Consider the following 17,040-nt stretch of genomic DNA (forward strand, 5'->3'; position numbering starts at 1 on the left):
CATGACTTAGATTTCCATCTCGCTCGCACGCCAACACGGACTTCTCCGTGACCAGTGTCGTGTGCCGATGAAAGGAAAATCTATGGATCGTTCTAAGCTTCCCCACCTCCAAGGCCGTCGTTTCGATATTGAGACACTGCAATACGACGCGTTGAGATTGGCGCGACAGGCGGACAAAGGGCCGACGTTTTTGCGTCACCATGGTAGGATTGCCTATGTCGTCATGACAGAAGACATCTTCGATCAACTCTGGCCCGATCCGCGCAGAGCGTGGAGCGTTGATGAAATGCCGCTGCACATTCTCCAGCTTTTAGAGCAGAGCTTGCAGGACGGGTTGTCGTCGAGACCGGAAGTTTCAGATATTTAAGGCTCATATGTAATGAATGTGACGCCGAAGTGGCGCATGTCGCGGACCTCACCGGTATCGCGTTCGACGCACGGCGTTTCGATACTCCGTTCCTCGATGGGAACGGCTGGTTTCGGCTTGGCTTGTGTCGTAAGCGATAATCGCGCAGGTCTGCGCAACGGTCCGGTGAAAACGGCGCTTTTGGGAGCGGGGGCTCAGGTGGTCGATGTCAGAGCGTATCGCTTGGGCGACACGCCCTTCGTCGAACGGATGTGGAGCACGATGGAAAGCCAGGTCATCAATTTGCTTCATGGCTACACGGGGCGTAAGGCGGGCCATCTCAAGGGGGACGATGCCAAGAAAAACGTGGTGATCTTGCGCGAGGACCTCTTTCGCCTGATCACGCGCTATCTGATCGTCGAATAAACTCGGGCCTATTCAGACAGTGTCAAAACGTATGGAAAATTAGAATTTCCATAAGAGTGAAACTTTAGATTCCGAAATAATCTCAAAGTTAAACAAAAACTTAATTCGGGCAGAGATGACAATCTAACGCGCTATTTTTAATCTTAAGAACATCCCTTTACGCGAATGTGTTCCGGTCTCTTCCTGCGTGGTGTCGTAGCCTGACGGAAACGCGTGGAGAATATCATGAACATCCGACTTAGTGCCATAATTTTGGCGATTCCAACGCTTTCTGCGTGTGGACAGAGCTTGAGCCTGACCATGCAGGATCCGTACTGCATAGCCGATAAGGCAGGGAAATCAGTCGAAGACTCCTTCTTTGTCGTCGATGGCGAATACTATGTTTTGAGCGACACCTATGTCGCGTCGAATGGCAAAATGACACAATATCCGGACGAATGCCCAGTAACGAATTTCTACGTCGTGCCGGCGGTGCGCCTTTCCGATGGCAGCGTGCGGTCTACGCAAAGTGTTCCAAACAATATTCCAGCACCGGCTGGCACTCCAGAGATTGTTGCTGAGAGCGCAGAAGCAGGAACCGCACAGGCGTCCGAAGTGGTTTCTGGTGGGACAGTGGCGCAGAGTGCAAGTACCGGAAACGTGTCTGTATCTGAAGTGAGTATGGAAGATGCGCCCAATGACACTGGAAAGGACGGAGACGACGCAGCTGTGACGGCGGGCAGCATCACGATCCACCGTGATGGTAGCGTTACAACGCCCAATCTTGGGCGCGTAAAATGAAACAACTCGTTCTCGGCCTTTCTCTGCTTCCATGTCTCGCATGGGGCCAAACCTATAGTACGTCTGGACAGAATTGGTCGGGAAGCTATGCGTTTCCGAGCGCATCAGACCGTAGCCTCGTGTTGCAGCAAGCGCAGGTGATCAACGACGCCGAAAACCCGACGGCTGCGGCACAAACGAACTACTACATTACAAACGATAACCGCACTGGCTACGTTGAGGTGACAACGGATGGTGATGTCACGACCGATTTGCAGATTGGTGACGAAATCGGCCAGCAGACCTATGCTGTTGGATCTCTAAACACCGGCACGACGGAGGTGTCGGTGGAGGGCGATGGCAACATCATTACCGCAGACAACACGGCCGACAACAGCGGCTGTATTGATGCGTCTATCTTGTCATCCTTGCAGACTCCTGAAGGCGACGCCGCAACGGATGTGTCGTCTCTTTCGGTCCTTGATCTTGCCGATGCGCTCGCTGCTTTTGCAGCGGGAAAATGTAATTGATCTTGTGTTTGGGGGCTACGTGAGACCGTTTCCAGTCATCGCAAGTGTTGTGGCTCTCCTTTCAGGATGTGCCAGCCTTGGACAGGCTGTGGCGCCAATGGATCAGGATGTATTCATGGTTGATGGGCCACCCGTCCGCCGTGTCGAGACTGCATATGACGACGCGCTTGCGTGCATTGGCAACCGCGCACCGAGATCGCTGACCTTCGCCGTCGGTGCCATCAATGATGCGACCGGCAAAGAAAGCTATGCCGACGCAGGCAGCGGGAAAATGGTCACGCAGGGTGCAGGGGATATGATCCAGACCGCCCTGTTTAATGCAGGTGTGCAGGTCGTAAACCGGCGCGATCCGGCCATTGCGGCGACTGAGCACAACTGGGGTATCCGAGATATTACGTCGATGAAGCCGGCGGATCTTTTCATCACGGGAAGTATCAACAGTCTCGATTTTATTCCAGGAGCCGGGGCGTCTGTGACCGTCTCGGGAGTTGGGCCGAAAGCGCGGCAGAACCGTTTGTTGGTGGGAATGGACCTGGCCATGACCAATGCGCTGACCGGGGAAATTGTCGCAAATATCGCAATTCAAAAACAACTCGTTGGCAAAGAAATTGGCTTTGCGATTGGTCGGTTCTTTGACACGAGCCTCGTTGATATTTCGGCAGGCGCAATGGAACGCGAAGCCACCAATGCTGTGTTCCGGCAGATGCTGTACTACGGTGTATATCAGCTTCTTTTACAAGCAAGTGACGCGGCAGAAAGTGCTGGCGAATGCAATGCAAAGCTGACTGCGACAATTGCAGAAGACTTGGTCTGGGAAGATCCGGCTGGGCGCGCATCCTTGCGGGCAATTGCCTCAGAGGTAGAGGCGGCTCGTCCGCCTTCCGAACAAGAAGTCGCCGAGATGCGTGCAGAAATGACGACAGCCGCTCCGGTTGAGCTGTCCGCCGAGGCACGCAAGCTTGCCAACAACGTTACGACACAGGCGGCACGCGCCATATCGATGTTTGATACTGTCGTGTCGGAGAAAAATGCCCAGGCCGCGCAAACAGCCTTTGAGAAGGGCAAAATCTACCTGTCCATTGCCATTCGCGATCTGCGCGCTGGGGCCAGTGTGGGTTTGACTGGTCCCGTAGGCGATGCCGCCGCGACGCTTGTCGAACAGGCGATCCGCGCAGGCTCAGCCGCCGAAATTGCACTCGCAGTCAAAATTGCTCCGAAGGATGAGGAAGAGGCTGTGATCGCGCCCGAAACGGCGACGGATCCGGCATCCCCGTCCAGCCCGGCTAAACCGTCAAACGTGGAGGGAAAGCCATGATGCATCCTTCTACATCCAGTTTTCTTTGCGAGACCCGCAAAGAAAGGTTTGTGGTCATACACCACAACTCAAACGGGGCCCTCGAATATGCCCTATTTAAGGACGGCCTGTTCACGAGGGAAGAACAGACACAAACGAGGACATCACTATGAAAAAGTTTCTTGCGACCACCGCTGTGATGCTGATCGCCACGACCGGCGCAGCGTCCGCACAATCCGTTCTGGAGCGTGTGCTGACTTCTTTGGATGCAGCGACATCTACAGAACTGAACGGGACGTTCGCTAACATCGCTGAAAACCTTGGCGGAGCTGGAATGACGACGGTCTACGCTGCACCTGACGGAACCGTTTTGACTGCTGACGAGTATCAAGCGGGTCTGGATTCCGCTGTTGCAGCAGCTGTTGCGGCGATTACGGTCGTCGCAGAACCGAATCCTGCGAATTACAACATGGCTGATGCGACCGAGTTGGCTGCTTATGGAACTGCTGTAGAAGCCTATAATACGTATGTAGGTGAGGTTGCCGCTGCTACGACTGGCGCAACCAACGCTTATACCGGCTCTTACATAGCAAACGACGTTGCCGTTGCTGGTCTCGGCGGCATCGACGGCTCGATCACAAACACCATCGAAGGCGTGACCAGCGCTATTGCTGAAGCAAGCCAAAGCGCGACCGCTGGCCTCGACACAGTTGCTTATGAGTTCAACTTGCCGACTTATGATCTTGGCGCGCTGTCCACAACCGCACTTGGCGCTGTGAACACCGGCGACATCACCCTCGGTGTGAACTCCACCGTGGATGACGCAAAAACCACGTCGACACAGGCCGTGTCCTCTGTGATGCAACAACTGGGTGGTACTATCGATAACGGCGCGCTTGTGCTGAACATCGCATCCAACATGACCGGCGTGAACGGTTCGATCACCAACTCGATGAACAACGTGAACGGTGTACTTGCATCCGCGTCGACAACTGCACTTGGTGCGGTCAACACCGGTACAATCACATCCGGTGTGAATGCTGCTGTTCAGGGCATCGTCGGCACGTCCGGCCAGTCCGGCCTGTAAGCTTTAGGCTTATTCGCAATATAAGAATTGGGATGGCAGTCATGCCATCCCTCCAAACTATTATAGGTGGCACAATGTTCACCCAGAGGCAGGGCGTACCGCCGAGTTTGGTCGTGGGCATATAGGCGTTCGAATGCGGTTGCGTTGATCGAGAAAGCCCTCATGAGATGCAGAGCGAAGGAGTTGAAATCTTGCATAGTTTTCGCAGTTTTGTCTCTCGTTTCTTGCACAGAATATGTCGCGGCCTGTCGCGCCGTCTGAGCCACAGCCTACCCAGAGTTGCTTTGAAACGAAGCAGATACCCCTTTGAGAGGTTTCCAAACCTGTGCGGCATTGTGATCTGCGTCCTTTCAGGACTGTCGCTTGCGGACCCTGCGTCAGCAGAGACTCGTCTTGAACGTATTTTTGCCGCTTTGGCAGAAACAGGGTTTGGTGCTGACGTCTTGTTTATGGTCAATGTTGCCGAAAACACGTCAAGTTTTATGAGCCAACCGGCACGTCTCAAATCCGGACAAACTGTCGTCATCGGATATGACACCGTGGGTGCGCCCGTCATCGCGCAATCCGACGATTTTGGCGTGACTGTGACGGCGGCGCAGGCTTTGGAGCTTGAGCGTGGTCTTCCGCCTGGTTTCTATCCGACCGGCAGCGGGCTTTTTTCCATTCCGACAGGTGCTCAGCTGTCCCTGTACGAAGCGGACCGGGATGGGCAGGCGATTGCAACAGCGCGCGAACTTGTTTCGACGCGGATTGATGGCCAGATCCTGACGGTTATCGGACTTTCCCCAAGATTTGCCGAATTTGGGGACCTGGCGTTGGTTGCAGGACAAAACAGTGCCTTGCGTGCCATCACTCAAATTGATGCACTTCAAACGACGGTACTTGGCGCGGTGAACAACGGGATCGCTGTCACAAACGTCGCTGCCAATTACGGTACGGATGTTTTGGTCCCAACGGATCTTATCGCCTCAAAAGTCTCGCGTGGTGCCAACATGAGCTATATGCAGGCGGCTACGGATCAGCTCGACGCGGTGCATCTGGCGCAAGTTGTCACGACGGGTCCCAGTGTTTTGATGAATTTGGCGTCGAATGATATGGATATAATCGGTAGCATCCGTCTGCGGGTGTCTGATCAATCGGGCGCAGCCCTCAAGGTTGTCACGACGGCAATCGGTGCTGTGAACAGCGGGATTATCTCGAATACGAACTAGGGCGAGTCTTCAGGCCGATTGGTTATAAACACTTTGACAATAGCAATTGTGCAAGCCCTTGTAGGCGCACAATTTCTGCTTTGCGGCAGCATTTTTCGATCTCACCCAAAAGGCGGCCGAGTTTCGGGTAACCAAGAAACAGCAAACTCCCCGCAACAAAGTGCGAAAATTGCGCAATCTCATCAAGGTCTTTTGCCCCCGGGTCATTTTGCAGCATGCCCCGTAGCATGTCTCCAAGTGTTTCCACCTCTGTTTTGGCGCGATGGGTCAGTTCGACCAAATTGGGATTTTCCTCAAAACTCGGGAGCGGATTGGAAAGTCGTTCGAACTCGAACTCCTCTTGCTGCTCGACATCGTCCATCGCGTCGCGTTCTGAAATGACTTTTTCAATGTGCGACCGAAGCTGATGCATGGTGAACGGCTTGTGGAGAATAGAATCGATGCCGCTTTCAAACAGCTCAAGTGTCTCTTCCATCTTCATGCTCGCCTGCGCCGTCACGGCAATAATGCAGGCTTTCGAGGATCTTGACCCCAGTCGTATGATGGATGAGGCATCTAAGCCTGACATGTTCGGCATATTCAGATCGGTCAAGATAAGATCGTAGGCTGTCTCACAAGCCTTTTGAACCGCTTCAAACCCATCAATGGCGGTGTCCACATCATAGCCGATTTGTTCGGCCATTGCCTTGAGCAATGTTCTATTGGTGGGGTGATCTTCGACCAACAAGACATGTCCTTTTGGTGCGCCGGTATGTTTCACATCCTCGCCTGCGGTTGTGTCTGGGGCTGGCGTGCTATTTGGCGTCTGATCGGTGCGCCCAGACATTTTCCCCAATGGGATATTCGCGGGCATGTCGTCTTCGGATTGTTCCTGTTGCGCGGAAGAGGGCACCCGGATCGCGTCATTCTGCTCATCGTGTACAAAAGAGGGGATCGTGAAACAAAACCGACTGCCACTTCCCAGAGTACTTTCCAATGTGATTGTCCCGCCCATGAATTCCACGGATCTCTGGACAATTCCGAGGCCTAGACCGGTGCCGGGCAAAACCGGTGCAACTTCGTCGGATAGAGAATAGAAATCTTCGAAGATGCGCGCTTGATCTGCCTGGCTTATGCCAATGCCCGTATCAATCACCTCGATACGTGTTTCCCATGCACTATTTACCAACGAGTTTGTGCCGAGCACAGTGATCGAGCCAGCATTTGTAAACTTGATGGCATTGGAAATGAGGTTGTAGATCGCATTTGAAAACGCGCGCCGGTATCCGATGTTTTCATCCGGACCCCGCCAGTTGAGTGTCAGGGCGTTGCCCTTTGATTTGGCCAATGCCTCGAGCTGCTCACATATCTGCTGTACTGTGTTGCGAGGGTTATAAGGCTGCGGGGTGAGCTGAGATGACATGGCATCGTGCCGCGCAATGTCGAGAACATCGTCAATTTGCTCAAGAGCTGTTGCCGCGGCATCGCGTGATATCTGAATATATTCGCGACGTTTTACGGCTTCCGTCTCGGTTTCTGCGAGATCAAGAGCCGCGACAACGCCATGCAGAGGCGTCCGCATTTCGTGACTCATCGTCGCGAGAAAACGGCTCTTTGCAGACGCATCACTGCGTGCGCGGGCCAACGCTGTGCGTGCTTTTAGGCGTGCATTCCATTCTTGAGAAGTGTCACGCACGAAGCCGATTAAGACCGGTTGCCCGTCCATTCCCGTCTCTCTTACGATGCTAAGAGATGCGGGAAATGTTTCTCCATTGAAGCGACGGGCCCTTACATTTGAACGATGTAAGGCGTTGTTGCCGCTTTCTTTGCGGGCAAACATGATGCGGAGTTGTTTTTCGAAAGGTGCCCAGCTTTTTTTGGGTGTCAGGTGCTTTAAAACGGATTGTCCATAGGCCTCTTTGCGTTGACATCCAAACATGGCTTCGGCAGCAGCATTGAACTCTATGACTTTAAAATCACAGTCCATTACGATGATTGCATCGTGAGAGACCTCAAGTAGTTTTGCGAGATAGGATGACAATTTTTTTTGAGTGAGATTGGTGGTTGCGATCCGCCTCAAAAGAAACACCACGGATATGAAGCTCAGGAGAAGTAGACCGATTAGAACAAGAGAATAAAAGAGATAGTTGTTCAAAGATGAATGCAGGACGCTGCGTCTCTCTTCTTGAGAGTCGATTGCCGACTGCAGAGCCGACAACGCAAAGATCCGGCTAAGCGTTGCGGCATATTCGATTAAATCGAAGATTGCTCGCACATCATCGACCGTTTTCAAACGCCCTGCATCTATTTCAATTGCAGCCCTGTCACGCAGTGTGGTCAATTCCGATAGGGCGTCACGGGCATCTTGTTCGACGGGAAATGTTCGCAACCTTTGTGCAACTGTGTCCACGCGCGCATAAAAGATGTCGAAACGCGTCTCAATTTCGAGATGGGTCTCGTCGGATATCTGAGACCCGTCTTGCGTTTCCATTAAGGCTTGAGCAAGGGCTAGCTGAAGGCGATGCAGTTCCACTTCGACCTGAACGAAGTTCCAGGTTTCGCTGTCAGAGCGTGCAAAAGAAAAGGAATTAACTTTGCGGGACAAGTCAACGGATATGGTCAAGAGGATCAGCAGGACGAAGCTGAAAATCGTTACTGAAACGTACATTTTCCGTCGTGTCAGGCGCCAATGCGGAGACACGTTCAGAAATTTCGGAATGTGGCGTTTCATTCTGACGTTAAAACCCTAATTTCAACGAGTTGCCAGACGGCGGCTCCATACACAGGTTCTGTTTGGTATTCTTTGCGTTTGTCGAAGGGATACATGATCCACAGAGGGCCTTTCTCCCGGAGAGAAAACGGCATCCCATCGATCCTGTTGGCAATGATTGGATAGGTGTCATCAATCAAAGCCGGGCTAATATCAACCTTGTAGTCATTGGCTCCAACAAACGTCATTGAATTTTGTTCGTGGATTCCCACCATGGAAAGGACGCTGGTAAGAGAAGGGCCACTATAACTTGGACTCCCTTCTGTCCAAAGCGAAGATGTTTGGAAGGATTGCTGTTCCAACTGCAGAAGCATGTCATCCGTAATCTCGAAACGTTCATCTGTCCCTTCTATAGAAATTGTCAGAAGCACATCCTGAGCACAGACCATTTGCGGCGATAGCGCGAAACAACCCGCGAAAGCAATCATTTGGGCAGCTTTAAGAGTAAAGCCGTGTGGGAACATAGTCATTTCCTTGAGATAAAACGCTTTTAGGGAGATTTTCACCAAAAAAGTTTTTTATACAATGCGCAAAAGTAAAATAGCATCATCTTTAGTTTCCACGTTATTCCACCAAGGATTTATTTGCTCTTAATAGTTTCTGCATATGGCGGCGGCGCTAAAATTCATACAAATAGTAAAAAATTGTATATCATATAGAGAAAATCCTATGCACAAACCTCAAAGGCAGTCGAACACAGAGATGCAACAGCGCATGGTTTCCGTCCTTATTGCCGACGATCATAAGCTGATCTCAGAGGCTTTGAAGATTATTCTGGTTGAAGAGGGAGATTTTTCCGTTGAAACGAGCGTCTCATTGCAAAGCACCCTCGACGTTCTGCGCGCGCACCCAAAGTCTTTTGATGTTGTGATGCTTGATATCTCCATGCCGGGAATGGAAGGTCTGCGATCTGTGAAGCAGGTCGTAGATGCAACCCATGAGGGATCAGTTGTCATTTTTTCTGGAACGGCTGACGATGACTTCGTCTGGCAGGCCATTGAGATCGGGGCAAAGGGATTTATCTCCAAAGGGCAACCTTTCCGCAGCTTCGCCGCGACACTCAGATTGATCGCCGATGGCAACGAGTTTGTCCCACTGTCACTGTCGAGAAGTGTTAAAAACGCAACCAAAGGCACAGACGGACCCGATGAGCAAGATCGGCGCATTCTCAAGCTGGTTGCAGAAGGAAAGACAAACAAGGAAATTGCGTTTGAGCTGAATTCGAGCGAGGTCGCAATTAAAATGAAAATGCGGTCGATATGTACGAAACTAGATGCCAAGAACCGCGCACACGCTGCTATCCTTGCGCAAAGACATGGGCTCATAACGATTGAAACGTGAGCAGGGCTAAGAACAATCAATTGTTTCGACTATTCAAATCGGCTCATACGATCAATGGACATGACGGAGATCGCCCGGAGGTCGCGTTTATCAGAGATCTGTGGCATGTCTTTCACCTGGATGAGTAACGGGTCAGTGACTGCCCTTAACTTATTACGACAAGTCGTAAATTTCTTATTTATATCTGTCACATGCCTCGAAACAAGCAGCAACGATAATCACGACCAAATTTGCGATAAGCAGGCCCAATGAAAGCGAAAATAGAACATTGAGGCCGATGAGTAACATCACGATGGATGTAAAGATGAATGCAACTAGAGCCAAAATCCCAAAAAATATCATATTTCACGTCTTCTATTTCGTTACGAACCAATCTTACGGGTGACTTCGGAAATCGCGTTGTCCACGCTTTAAGGATTGCACAACCGATCGCGTGGGCGCGTGTGTAAGTGCAGAGTTGAGGCGTTGAACCCAAACGCGATTGTTCACGGGCGCTTGCAGCAGTGCGAGTTCAAGGCACGAGTAGGTAACTGGAAGTCGGAGAGAAACATCTGCGAGAAATAATCTGTGCGTTCCGAATTCATCTGTGCTGAAATCTGAAGATACCAGAATTGTTGCCACGTCCGGGAACCGCCCCCGCATTTCCCTAATCCTGTCATACTGAGCGGCGATGCCGCCGAAACTGTCGACGTCGATGAACGCAAAATTGATCCCAGGAATGGCGTCGAGACACCGCATGAACTCGCTGTAATCTTCGCAACAGGTCACGGTTGCGTCGTTTTCCACCAGCATAATTGGCAAGGTGTGCGCCAGAATTTTCGATTGGCTCAGGAACAGACATTTTGCATCCATCCCGTCGAAGATACTGAACATGATTTGCCACCTGCATTTGAATTTAAATCTTTGTTCCCTCACACTTACAGCGGATTGATCCCTGTAGCGTGCGCCCGAAAGGTGAATGAGATTCTCTTTAGTTGTTCAGCCACTCCAATGATCGCCTTCACTAAAGAGGGGCCTGGAAAATCGGACAGTGGCCTATGCCGCATCCTAAATTTTTGAAGGCATTACAGGCGGCAAAGCGCGGAAATTTTGCAGGTCGGTTTAAGACAAGGTTGCTTTGGCGGCATTGCGAACCTGTCTCAAAAGAGGGGACCACTTCACTCATCGCAAACAAACGGTCAGCCCATAAGGTTTTGCCCGACCAGTATGTGTAGCCAGCATTGGGACATTTGCCGGTGACGCATTCTGATCGGGCAGGCAACACGAGATATGTATTTGCTGCGCGGTCTCGGGGGGGTGATAAGCACAGCGCCTACCCGAAGTCTCGTGTGTGATACGGGCGGTATCTCAGCAAATATGAGGTGGTTTGCGCGCGATTCCAAAGTGTCTTTCGATTGGCGCGGGATCGAAAGTTGCATTCGGGTTCCACGACCTCGGCACGCTGGTCCAGCCGAAGCAGGTTTGCGGTTGCGCCTGATCGACGTCGGTAAAGAGATCGTCCGACCTGCCGAACGGTCCTCCCGCGCCACCCTGAGCGTCTGATCAGGTGCCTGCGCAAGTTTCTGAAAGGGTGAGAATAGTTCAGGGCCAAGTCTGGTTGGACGTGCTGCATGGTCACAGAAAAAGACCGGCGTAAATGCGATGATGAGTGCCGGGGTGGGCAAGCATAGCGTTAAAATCATTATTCAAGTTGGACGATGTGATGCGCCTTTGAGTTGATGTATGCGCAAAAGTTTCCATTTCCTCATAGCGTTTCTCTAAAGGGGATAGGCATGTACTAAAGAGAATTTGATTTGAAGGGCACCAAGTGATTTGAATGAAAGCGTGTCCAGCGAGTTTAAATTTGCTGTGCTCGACCTCACAGCTCAACACCTTCTCCACGCCAATTTGGCGTGGTTTTTTTTAATCAGGGGACGAAAATATTGAGTATTCGCTGTGGTCCCAAGTCGACCTTCGTGGGGGGGCGCCTAATACGCGGAGATTACAGGCACTTTGATCGGGAACCACACCTAACGCTACGGCTCAAAGGCATGTCCATGCAAGATCGGGGGCCGTTGAAAACGTGATGCAAGTCGAGCGGTCCTGAAAACTGCGCCCATGAAATCAACAAGAGGTTCCAAGAGTTTCACTATGTCCGTAAAGATCAAAAAAGGAAAAGGTATCTTGTTTGATGCGGTGCCTGACAGTGGCCAAGTTATGGTGAAGGTCGCGCCACATGGGCGCCCACTTTACATTTGGCCTAACCGCCTTGGATTTCCAGAAAGTCTCCTGCCGAAGATTAAAAAACAGTCTGTTCCCTTCCTCTACCCACCGCAGACTCCGGTTGAATACAAAGGTGGCAGCTGGATTGTAAACATGTGTGCGGACGCAGACGAATATCGCAATGCACTCATTGGTCTTGACCGGGCCTTTGGAGACAAAATCCCTATATTTAATCATCCTCGGGCTGTGGCGATGACACGTCGAGATCTCAGCGCAAAACGTTTGGCAGGGATACCCAACCTGGTCGTTCCTAAATGTGTGCGTTTCATGGCTGATGAGAACAACAGTTTTCAGAGAGCTTTTGAAGCAAACGGTTTCAATTACCCGGTGCTCGTGCGTCCGGCTAAATCTCAAACTGGCCGCGATCTTGTCAAAATCGACAATCCGTTCGACTGGCCAAAAGTTTACAAGACGCATTGGCAAGGTAAGTCCCACTTCATGACCCAATACGTCGATTACTCAAACACATCTGGGGACTTCATTAAGTCTCGGATTGTTTATGTCGGCGAGCGCATGTTTGTGCGACATGTAAAGCGTGCGGAAAACTGGCGCATCCACAACCAGACCGCATCCAGCAAAACAACGGATGAAGCGTGGGAGGCCTCGATCTCAGAGCAATTGATGAGTGATCCTGTTTTTCACAACATGCTCAGCGAGGTGCCAGTTCGTGTGAAACTGGATTTTTTTGGCCTAGACATTGGTGTCGATCTTGAAAATCGGCGGGCGATACTTTTCGAAGCCAACGCTGCGATGTCTATTTTCTTTGCCACAGGCGCTGATGAGCGCTCGCAGGCGAGGGCGACGCGCCTTCAACATCCGATTGTGCGTGCTCTGGAGGAACATTTTGCGACCCCCAAAAACTGGCGATCCGGCGCGGACATCGGCGAAGAGCCCGTCGAAAGGATCTTTCAGTCATGAGTGTCAGAGACGAACGCGCATTGTTTACAGGCGAGACTCTGCAGGCTCTGGCGGAAACAGCGCAGGACATCCTGCAAGATGCGCTAAATGGGTGCGCGCAAGACTGTAAAGGGTTTCACGGATCGTGGCCGTTTACACAGCTTTTCAATCTCCTCCCCACCACATTGCGTGACAAAGAGTTCATCGCAGATCAGACCGCAGCCGCCGTTGGGGCCGGCGCGCGCAAATTGGTTATTTCAGGCGCTGCCGACGATGGCATTCTAAAGGCAATGCTCTCTAAATTGCCGTCGCCACCGTCAGATTTGGCGGTGCATGTCATTGATCTATGCGACACTCCTCTTAAAGCAAATGTGCGGACTGCAAAGCGGCTTGGAGTCAATCTTTCCATAGCCAAAGCAGACCTTCGGGCTGGGTTGAACGTGAAAGCAGATGTGATTGTTGCTCACAATCTTCTGCCTTTTTCATCTCCCGAAGATAAACAGGTGGTGGTGCAGGCTTGGGCTGATGCTCTCAGTTCGGGTGGATTGCTATGCGCCGTGAACCGGATCAAACCAATGGCCGCCTATGGCGCACCACGATTTCCATTGGCCGTTCATGATGAGATGGTCCAAAGGATTTTGGACCTGCAATCGATCTCCCCATATCGCGATCTTATTCCGCCAGAGCTGTTGGCCGGCCTCTTCAGGGAAGCTCTGGAGACCTCGAAGATGTGGTATTTTCGTTCAAAAGACGAAGTGATCACGCTGTTGGAGGCGGCCGCATTTCGCATCCTTGGGACCCATACTTACAGCCGAAGAGGGGAAGTCCCCTCGCATATGCCTGACAACGAAACCATCAGAATCTCAGCCGTTCGCTCGTAGATCCAACCAAACAAGATCCAAAGGAGATAACATGATCAACAAGAAGACGGGCCGGGCTGTAATTTTGGCGGGCGCGGCGATTTTCGCTCCGATAAGCGCCTATGCGGATATTGTCATCAAGGTCGGTTTTGCCGTTGGTGGTGGATATGATGTAAATGCTCGCTTGATGGCAAACCATCTTGGTCGTTTCCTGCCAGAGGCTGGGTCGATCTACGTTGAAAATGTTGATGGCGCGGGGTCTTTGAGGCTCGCAAAAATGATGCTCGCCAAAGAGCCCGCTGATGGTACCGTCATCGGCTCGATATCCTCATGGTTTCCTGTCGGTGCGACCTTTGATCCAGCCTTGGTTGGACTCGACTTTTCCCAGCTCAGCTGGATCGGTGGGATCGGAACGACGCAAGAACGCCTTTGTGCAGTCTCGTCCAGTCTTGGAATTGCGGACATCTCGGACTTTGCGGAACAAACTTTCCAACTTGGTGCAACCACCTCTGGAACCACCGATGTTATCACCCGCTTGGTCCAAAACACGCTGCATGCTGATTTTGAAATCGTTAGGGGATTTTCAGGTACGGCACCAGTACGAGCGGCGATCATTCGCGGCGAATTGGATGGGTATTGTTCGTTGCGGGTACGTGATCTTGAAAAGGTGTTCGAACCCGGAACGATGACAGCGATTTTGCAGGCCTCCTACCGCCCGAACCTTGACCTACCTTATCCGCTTCTTCGCGATCTCGTTGAAGCGCCTGAAGATATTGAAATTGTTGATTTTATTTTGTCGCATGAGCTGTTTCAATATAGTTTTGCCCTACCGCCCGGCACGCCCGAGGATATTCTAACCGTGTATCGACAGGCCTTTGATGCCATGGTGCAGGATCCCGAGTTCCTCGCTGAGGCAGAAAAGTTGCGCATGCAGCCGAGCCCGATCACCGGAGCTGAACTTGAAGATCATCTGGATCGCATTCAGAAAACACCCTTAGAGGTTCTCGCACGGGCGGGCGCAATGCTTGACTGAGGTATCTCGCGCGCGCCGCCCGGTCTGACCAGATGAGAGATCCCAGATGGATGTCATGACCTTACTCACGGCCGACGCTTTCACTATGCTCATGCTAGGAGTGTCGGCAGGCTTGCTCATTGGGGTCATCCCGGGACTGGGAGGCGTGTTTGGCCTGTCGATCCTCGTCCCTCTGACCTTTGGCATGGGACCGGAAAGCGCGATCAGCCTTTTGATGGGACTGGCCGCTGCCGTCACGATCTCCGATACGATTCCAGCAATTCTTATTGGGGTTCCCGGCTCGGCAGGGGCCAGCCCTACGGCCTTGGACGGTCATGCTCTTGCCAAGCAAGGTCAAGCGGGCAGAGCATTCATTGCCGCCTATACATCAGCTTTTTTCGGAGGAATATTCGGTGCGTTGGTTCTTCTGGCCGCGATCCCGTTTATGACCGTAGCGGCAAGTTGGCTCAAAATCCCCGATTATTTTGCTGTCGCCATGCTGGGTCTCTCCTGTGTGGTCATTCTGAACGGAATGAAACCAAGAGAAGGGCTTGCTTCTGCCCTCATGGGGGTGACCTTTTCGTTTGTTGGTTTAGACAGTTTCACCGGGGAGGAGCGCTGGACCTTCGGCTCGTTATATCTGTGGGATGGATTGCCCATTTCCATTGTATTGCTCAGCATGTTTGCTCTGCCGGAGATAGGCCCGCTTCTGGTTCGCGGGCGCATCTCGGCACGTGATGTTGGCTTTCGGAAAGAGGACATCATCTTGGGCATGCGTGATGTTTGGCGTGAAAAGGGACTTGTGGTGAAGTCGAGCGCGCTGGCCTGCATCGTAGGTATGATCCCAGGGATCGGCCTGTCGGTGATTTCCTGGCTTGTCTACGGGATTGCCTCCCGTCATCGGGGAGACGGTCCGGATTTTGGCCAGGGCAACATAAGAGGGGTGATCGCGCCCGAAAGTGCGGCCAATGCCACGGAGGGGGGGACCTTGATCCCGACTTTGGCGTTGGGCTTGCCCGGCAGCGCTTCTATGACACTGATCCTGAGTGCCTTAATTATTCAAGGCATCGAGCCGGGCCCAGTTTTGATCGCCCAGCACAGAGAACTTGTCGTAGCAATCGTAATTGCGCTTTTACTGGCAAATACGATTGGATCAGTGATGAGCTTGGCCTTGACGCCGCTGCTTGTCCGCATCGCGCTGCTGCGCGCGAATATTGTCGTGGCTATTACGGTCATGGCGGTTTCGTTATCGGTTACTTTGCCAACACCGACATTGCCAGTTGTGCTTGTACTGGTCATCTTTGGGACCCTTGGCATCCTGATGAGGCAACAGGGCTGGTCTAGGCCTTCTTTTGTCCTCGGATTGGTGCTTGGCCCAATCCTTGAGAAAAACTTTATGCTGGCAACGCAGTTGAATGGCTATCACTGGCTTCTACGCCCCAGCATCATCTGCGCGGTGGTCGTCTTGATCGCTGTTCTCTTTATGCGAAGGAAATACGCGCACAAACACCTTCGAGAGGCTTCGCGCCCCGAAGGGGGCCCCTTACAGTGGGCTCTCATTGCCCTTTCGTTTGCTCTGGTCGCTCTTGTCGCTGTCGGCTCATACAGTTTTAAAATGCAGGCTGCGGTCTTTCCTATAGTGACCGCCGGGGGTCTTTTTGTTGTTACTCTGACCCTGGCTAAATCCGCCGTTTACTCCGGGACCGCACCGGTATCGCAATTGCCAAAGGCACTTCAAGCTGACGCCAAGATTCTTCTGCTTTTGTTGGCGTTCGTTGCCATAAGCGTCTTTATCGGCGCCGCGCCTGCCGTCTTCTTTTCTGTGACCATCTTCAGCAGCCCTGGCCAAAAAACGTGGTGGCACAGCTCTGCAATTGGTGCGATTTGCGCACTTTTGGTGGGAGGTTTAGAGTTCTCCTTGTATGGTTTGTAGATGGCCTTGCGGCGCGTGAATGACAAATAATCGTTAGGTTGCATATCTTTTTCATCGGCCCACGGATGAAAGATCAGCCAGTATATTGATAGCCTTACGGCAGGTTTCATTTTGCGACAGAGGAAGAAGACATAGCCACGCAAGCAACGATTTATATAAGTGCAGATGTGTCGAACGGGATGCTTGCCGGCACGATTTCAGGCAATAAGATTTGCCCCGGCGTTATGAATTTCGTCACACTCGAGACGGCTTTAGCCAGCGTTGATAAAAATTTCAAAAGGCTTTGAAGTCGTGTGGCTTGTCTGCTTTGCGGCGGTGCCGACAGAGTGTGGC

15 protein-coding genes are annotated in these 17,040 nt (G+C 52.0%); 12 read left to right on the forward strand and 3 right to left on the reverse strand.

What is annotated here, in order from left to right; all coding sequences use genetic code 11:
• Positions 1-82: 82 nt before the first annotated feature.
• The 7 genes from B30_RS17450 to B30_RS17480 all read left to right on the forward strand — a co-directional run bounded on the left by B30_RS17450 (position 83) and on the right by B30_RS17480 (position 5,653).
• Positions 83-367 carry a hypothetical protein gene (locus B30_RS17450; protein WP_009573485.1) on the forward strand — a complete coding sequence of 95 codons (285 nt, stop codon included), beginning with the start codon at positions 83-85 and terminating at the stop codon, positions 365-367.
• Positions 368-379: 12 nt separating this feature from the next.
• Complete coding sequence (locus tag B30_RS17455; RefSeq protein ID WP_009573486.1) at positions 380-772, forward strand: hypothetical protein; 393 nt, start codon at positions 380-382, stop codon at positions 770-772.
• Positions 773-997: 225 nt separating this feature from the next.
• On the forward strand, positions 998-1,552 hold the full coding sequence (locus B30_RS17460; protein ID WP_009573487.1) for a hypothetical protein: 555 nt from the start codon (positions 998-1,000) through the stop codon (positions 1,550-1,552).
• Complete coding sequence (locus B30_RS22250) at positions 1,549-2,061, forward strand: hypothetical protein (RefSeq protein ID WP_157789833.1); 513 nt, start codon at positions 1,549-1,551, stop codon at positions 2,059-2,061. The genes B30_RS17460 and B30_RS22250 overlap by 4 nt, the downstream gene beginning before the upstream one ends.
• Positions 2,062-2,176: 115 nt before the next feature.
• A complete protein-coding gene (locus tag B30_RS21535) occupies positions 2,177-3,376 on the forward strand; it encodes a CsgG/HfaB family protein (protein ID WP_157789834.1) in 1,200 nt (399 codons plus the stop codon).
• Between the two features lie 148 nt (positions 3,377-3,524).
• The gene (locus B30_RS17475; protein WP_009573490.1) at positions 3,525-4,442 is read left to right on the forward strand and encodes a hypothetical protein; all 918 of its coding nucleotides are present in this window, start codon (positions 3,525-3,527) and stop codon (positions 4,440-4,442) included.
• Positions 4,443-4,609: 167 nt separating this feature from the next.
• Positions 4,610-5,653 carry a hypothetical protein gene (locus tag B30_RS17480; protein ID WP_157789835.1) on the forward strand — a complete coding sequence of 348 codons (1,044 nt, stop codon included), beginning with the start codon at positions 4,610-4,612 and terminating at the stop codon, positions 5,651-5,653.
• Between the two features lie 22 nt (positions 5,654-5,675).
• Here B30_RS17480 and B30_RS17485 read toward each other — a convergent pair whose 3' ends face one another.
• Entirely contained in the window at positions 5,676-8,363 is a 2,688-nt protein-coding gene (locus B30_RS17485; RefSeq protein ID WP_009573492.1) for a response regulator, read from the reverse strand.
• Positions 8,360-8,866 carry a hypothetical protein gene (locus B30_RS17490; RefSeq protein ID WP_051130654.1) on the reverse strand — a complete coding sequence of 169 codons (507 nt, stop codon included), beginning with the start codon at positions 8,864-8,866 and terminating at the stop codon, positions 8,360-8,362. Before B30_RS17490 ends, B30_RS17485 begins: the two co-directional genes overlap by 4 nt.
• Positions 8,867-9,071: 205 nt before the next feature.
• Between B30_RS17490 and B30_RS17495 the strand changes: the two genes are divergently transcribed.
• On the forward strand, positions 9,072-9,743 hold the full coding sequence (locus B30_RS17495) for a response regulator transcription factor (RefSeq protein ID WP_009573494.1): 672 nt from the start codon (positions 9,072-9,074) through the stop codon (positions 9,741-9,743).
• A 375-nt stretch (positions 9,744-10,118) separates the two neighbouring features.
• On the opposite strand, the gene B30_RS17500 is transcribed toward B30_RS17495, so the two are convergent.
• On the reverse strand, positions 10,119-10,616 hold the full coding sequence (locus B30_RS17500; RefSeq protein WP_009573495.1) for a hypothetical protein: 498 nt from the start codon (positions 10,614-10,616) through the stop codon (positions 10,119-10,121).
• A 1,257-nt stretch (positions 10,617-11,873) separates the two neighbouring features.
• Here B30_RS17500 and B30_RS17505 point away from each other — a divergent pair.
• The 4 genes from B30_RS17505 to B30_RS17520 are packed head-to-tail and all read left to right on the forward strand — an operon-like array spanning position 11,874 to position 16,707.
• Positions 11,874-12,923: a hypothetical protein gene (locus B30_RS17505; RefSeq protein ID WP_009573496.1), complete on the forward strand. Its 1,050-nt coding sequence runs from the start codon at positions 11,874-11,876 to the stop codon at positions 12,921-12,923.
• A complete protein-coding gene (locus B30_RS17510; protein WP_009573497.1) occupies positions 12,920-13,783 on the forward strand; it encodes a class I SAM-dependent methyltransferase in 864 nt (287 codons plus the stop codon). Before B30_RS17505 ends, B30_RS17510 begins: the two co-directional genes overlap by 4 nt.
• A 31-nt stretch (positions 13,784-13,814) precedes the next feature.
• Positions 13,815-14,795 carry a Bug family tripartite tricarboxylate transporter substrate binding protein gene (locus tag B30_RS17515; protein ID WP_009573498.1) on the forward strand — a complete coding sequence of 327 codons (981 nt, stop codon included), beginning with the start codon at positions 13,815-13,817 and terminating at the stop codon, positions 14,793-14,795.
• A 46-nt stretch (positions 14,796-14,841) separates the two neighbouring features.
• A complete protein-coding gene (locus B30_RS17520) occupies positions 14,842-16,707 on the forward strand; it encodes a tripartite tricarboxylate transporter permease (protein ID WP_009573499.1) in 1,866 nt (621 codons plus the stop codon).
• The last annotated feature ends 333 nt before the right edge of the window (positions 16,708-17,040 follow it).

Source organism: Celeribacter baekdonensis B30 (assembly GCF_000299875.1).
GTDB lineage: Bacteria > Pseudomonadota > Alphaproteobacteria > Rhodobacterales > Rhodobacteraceae > Celeribacter > Celeribacter baekdonensis_A.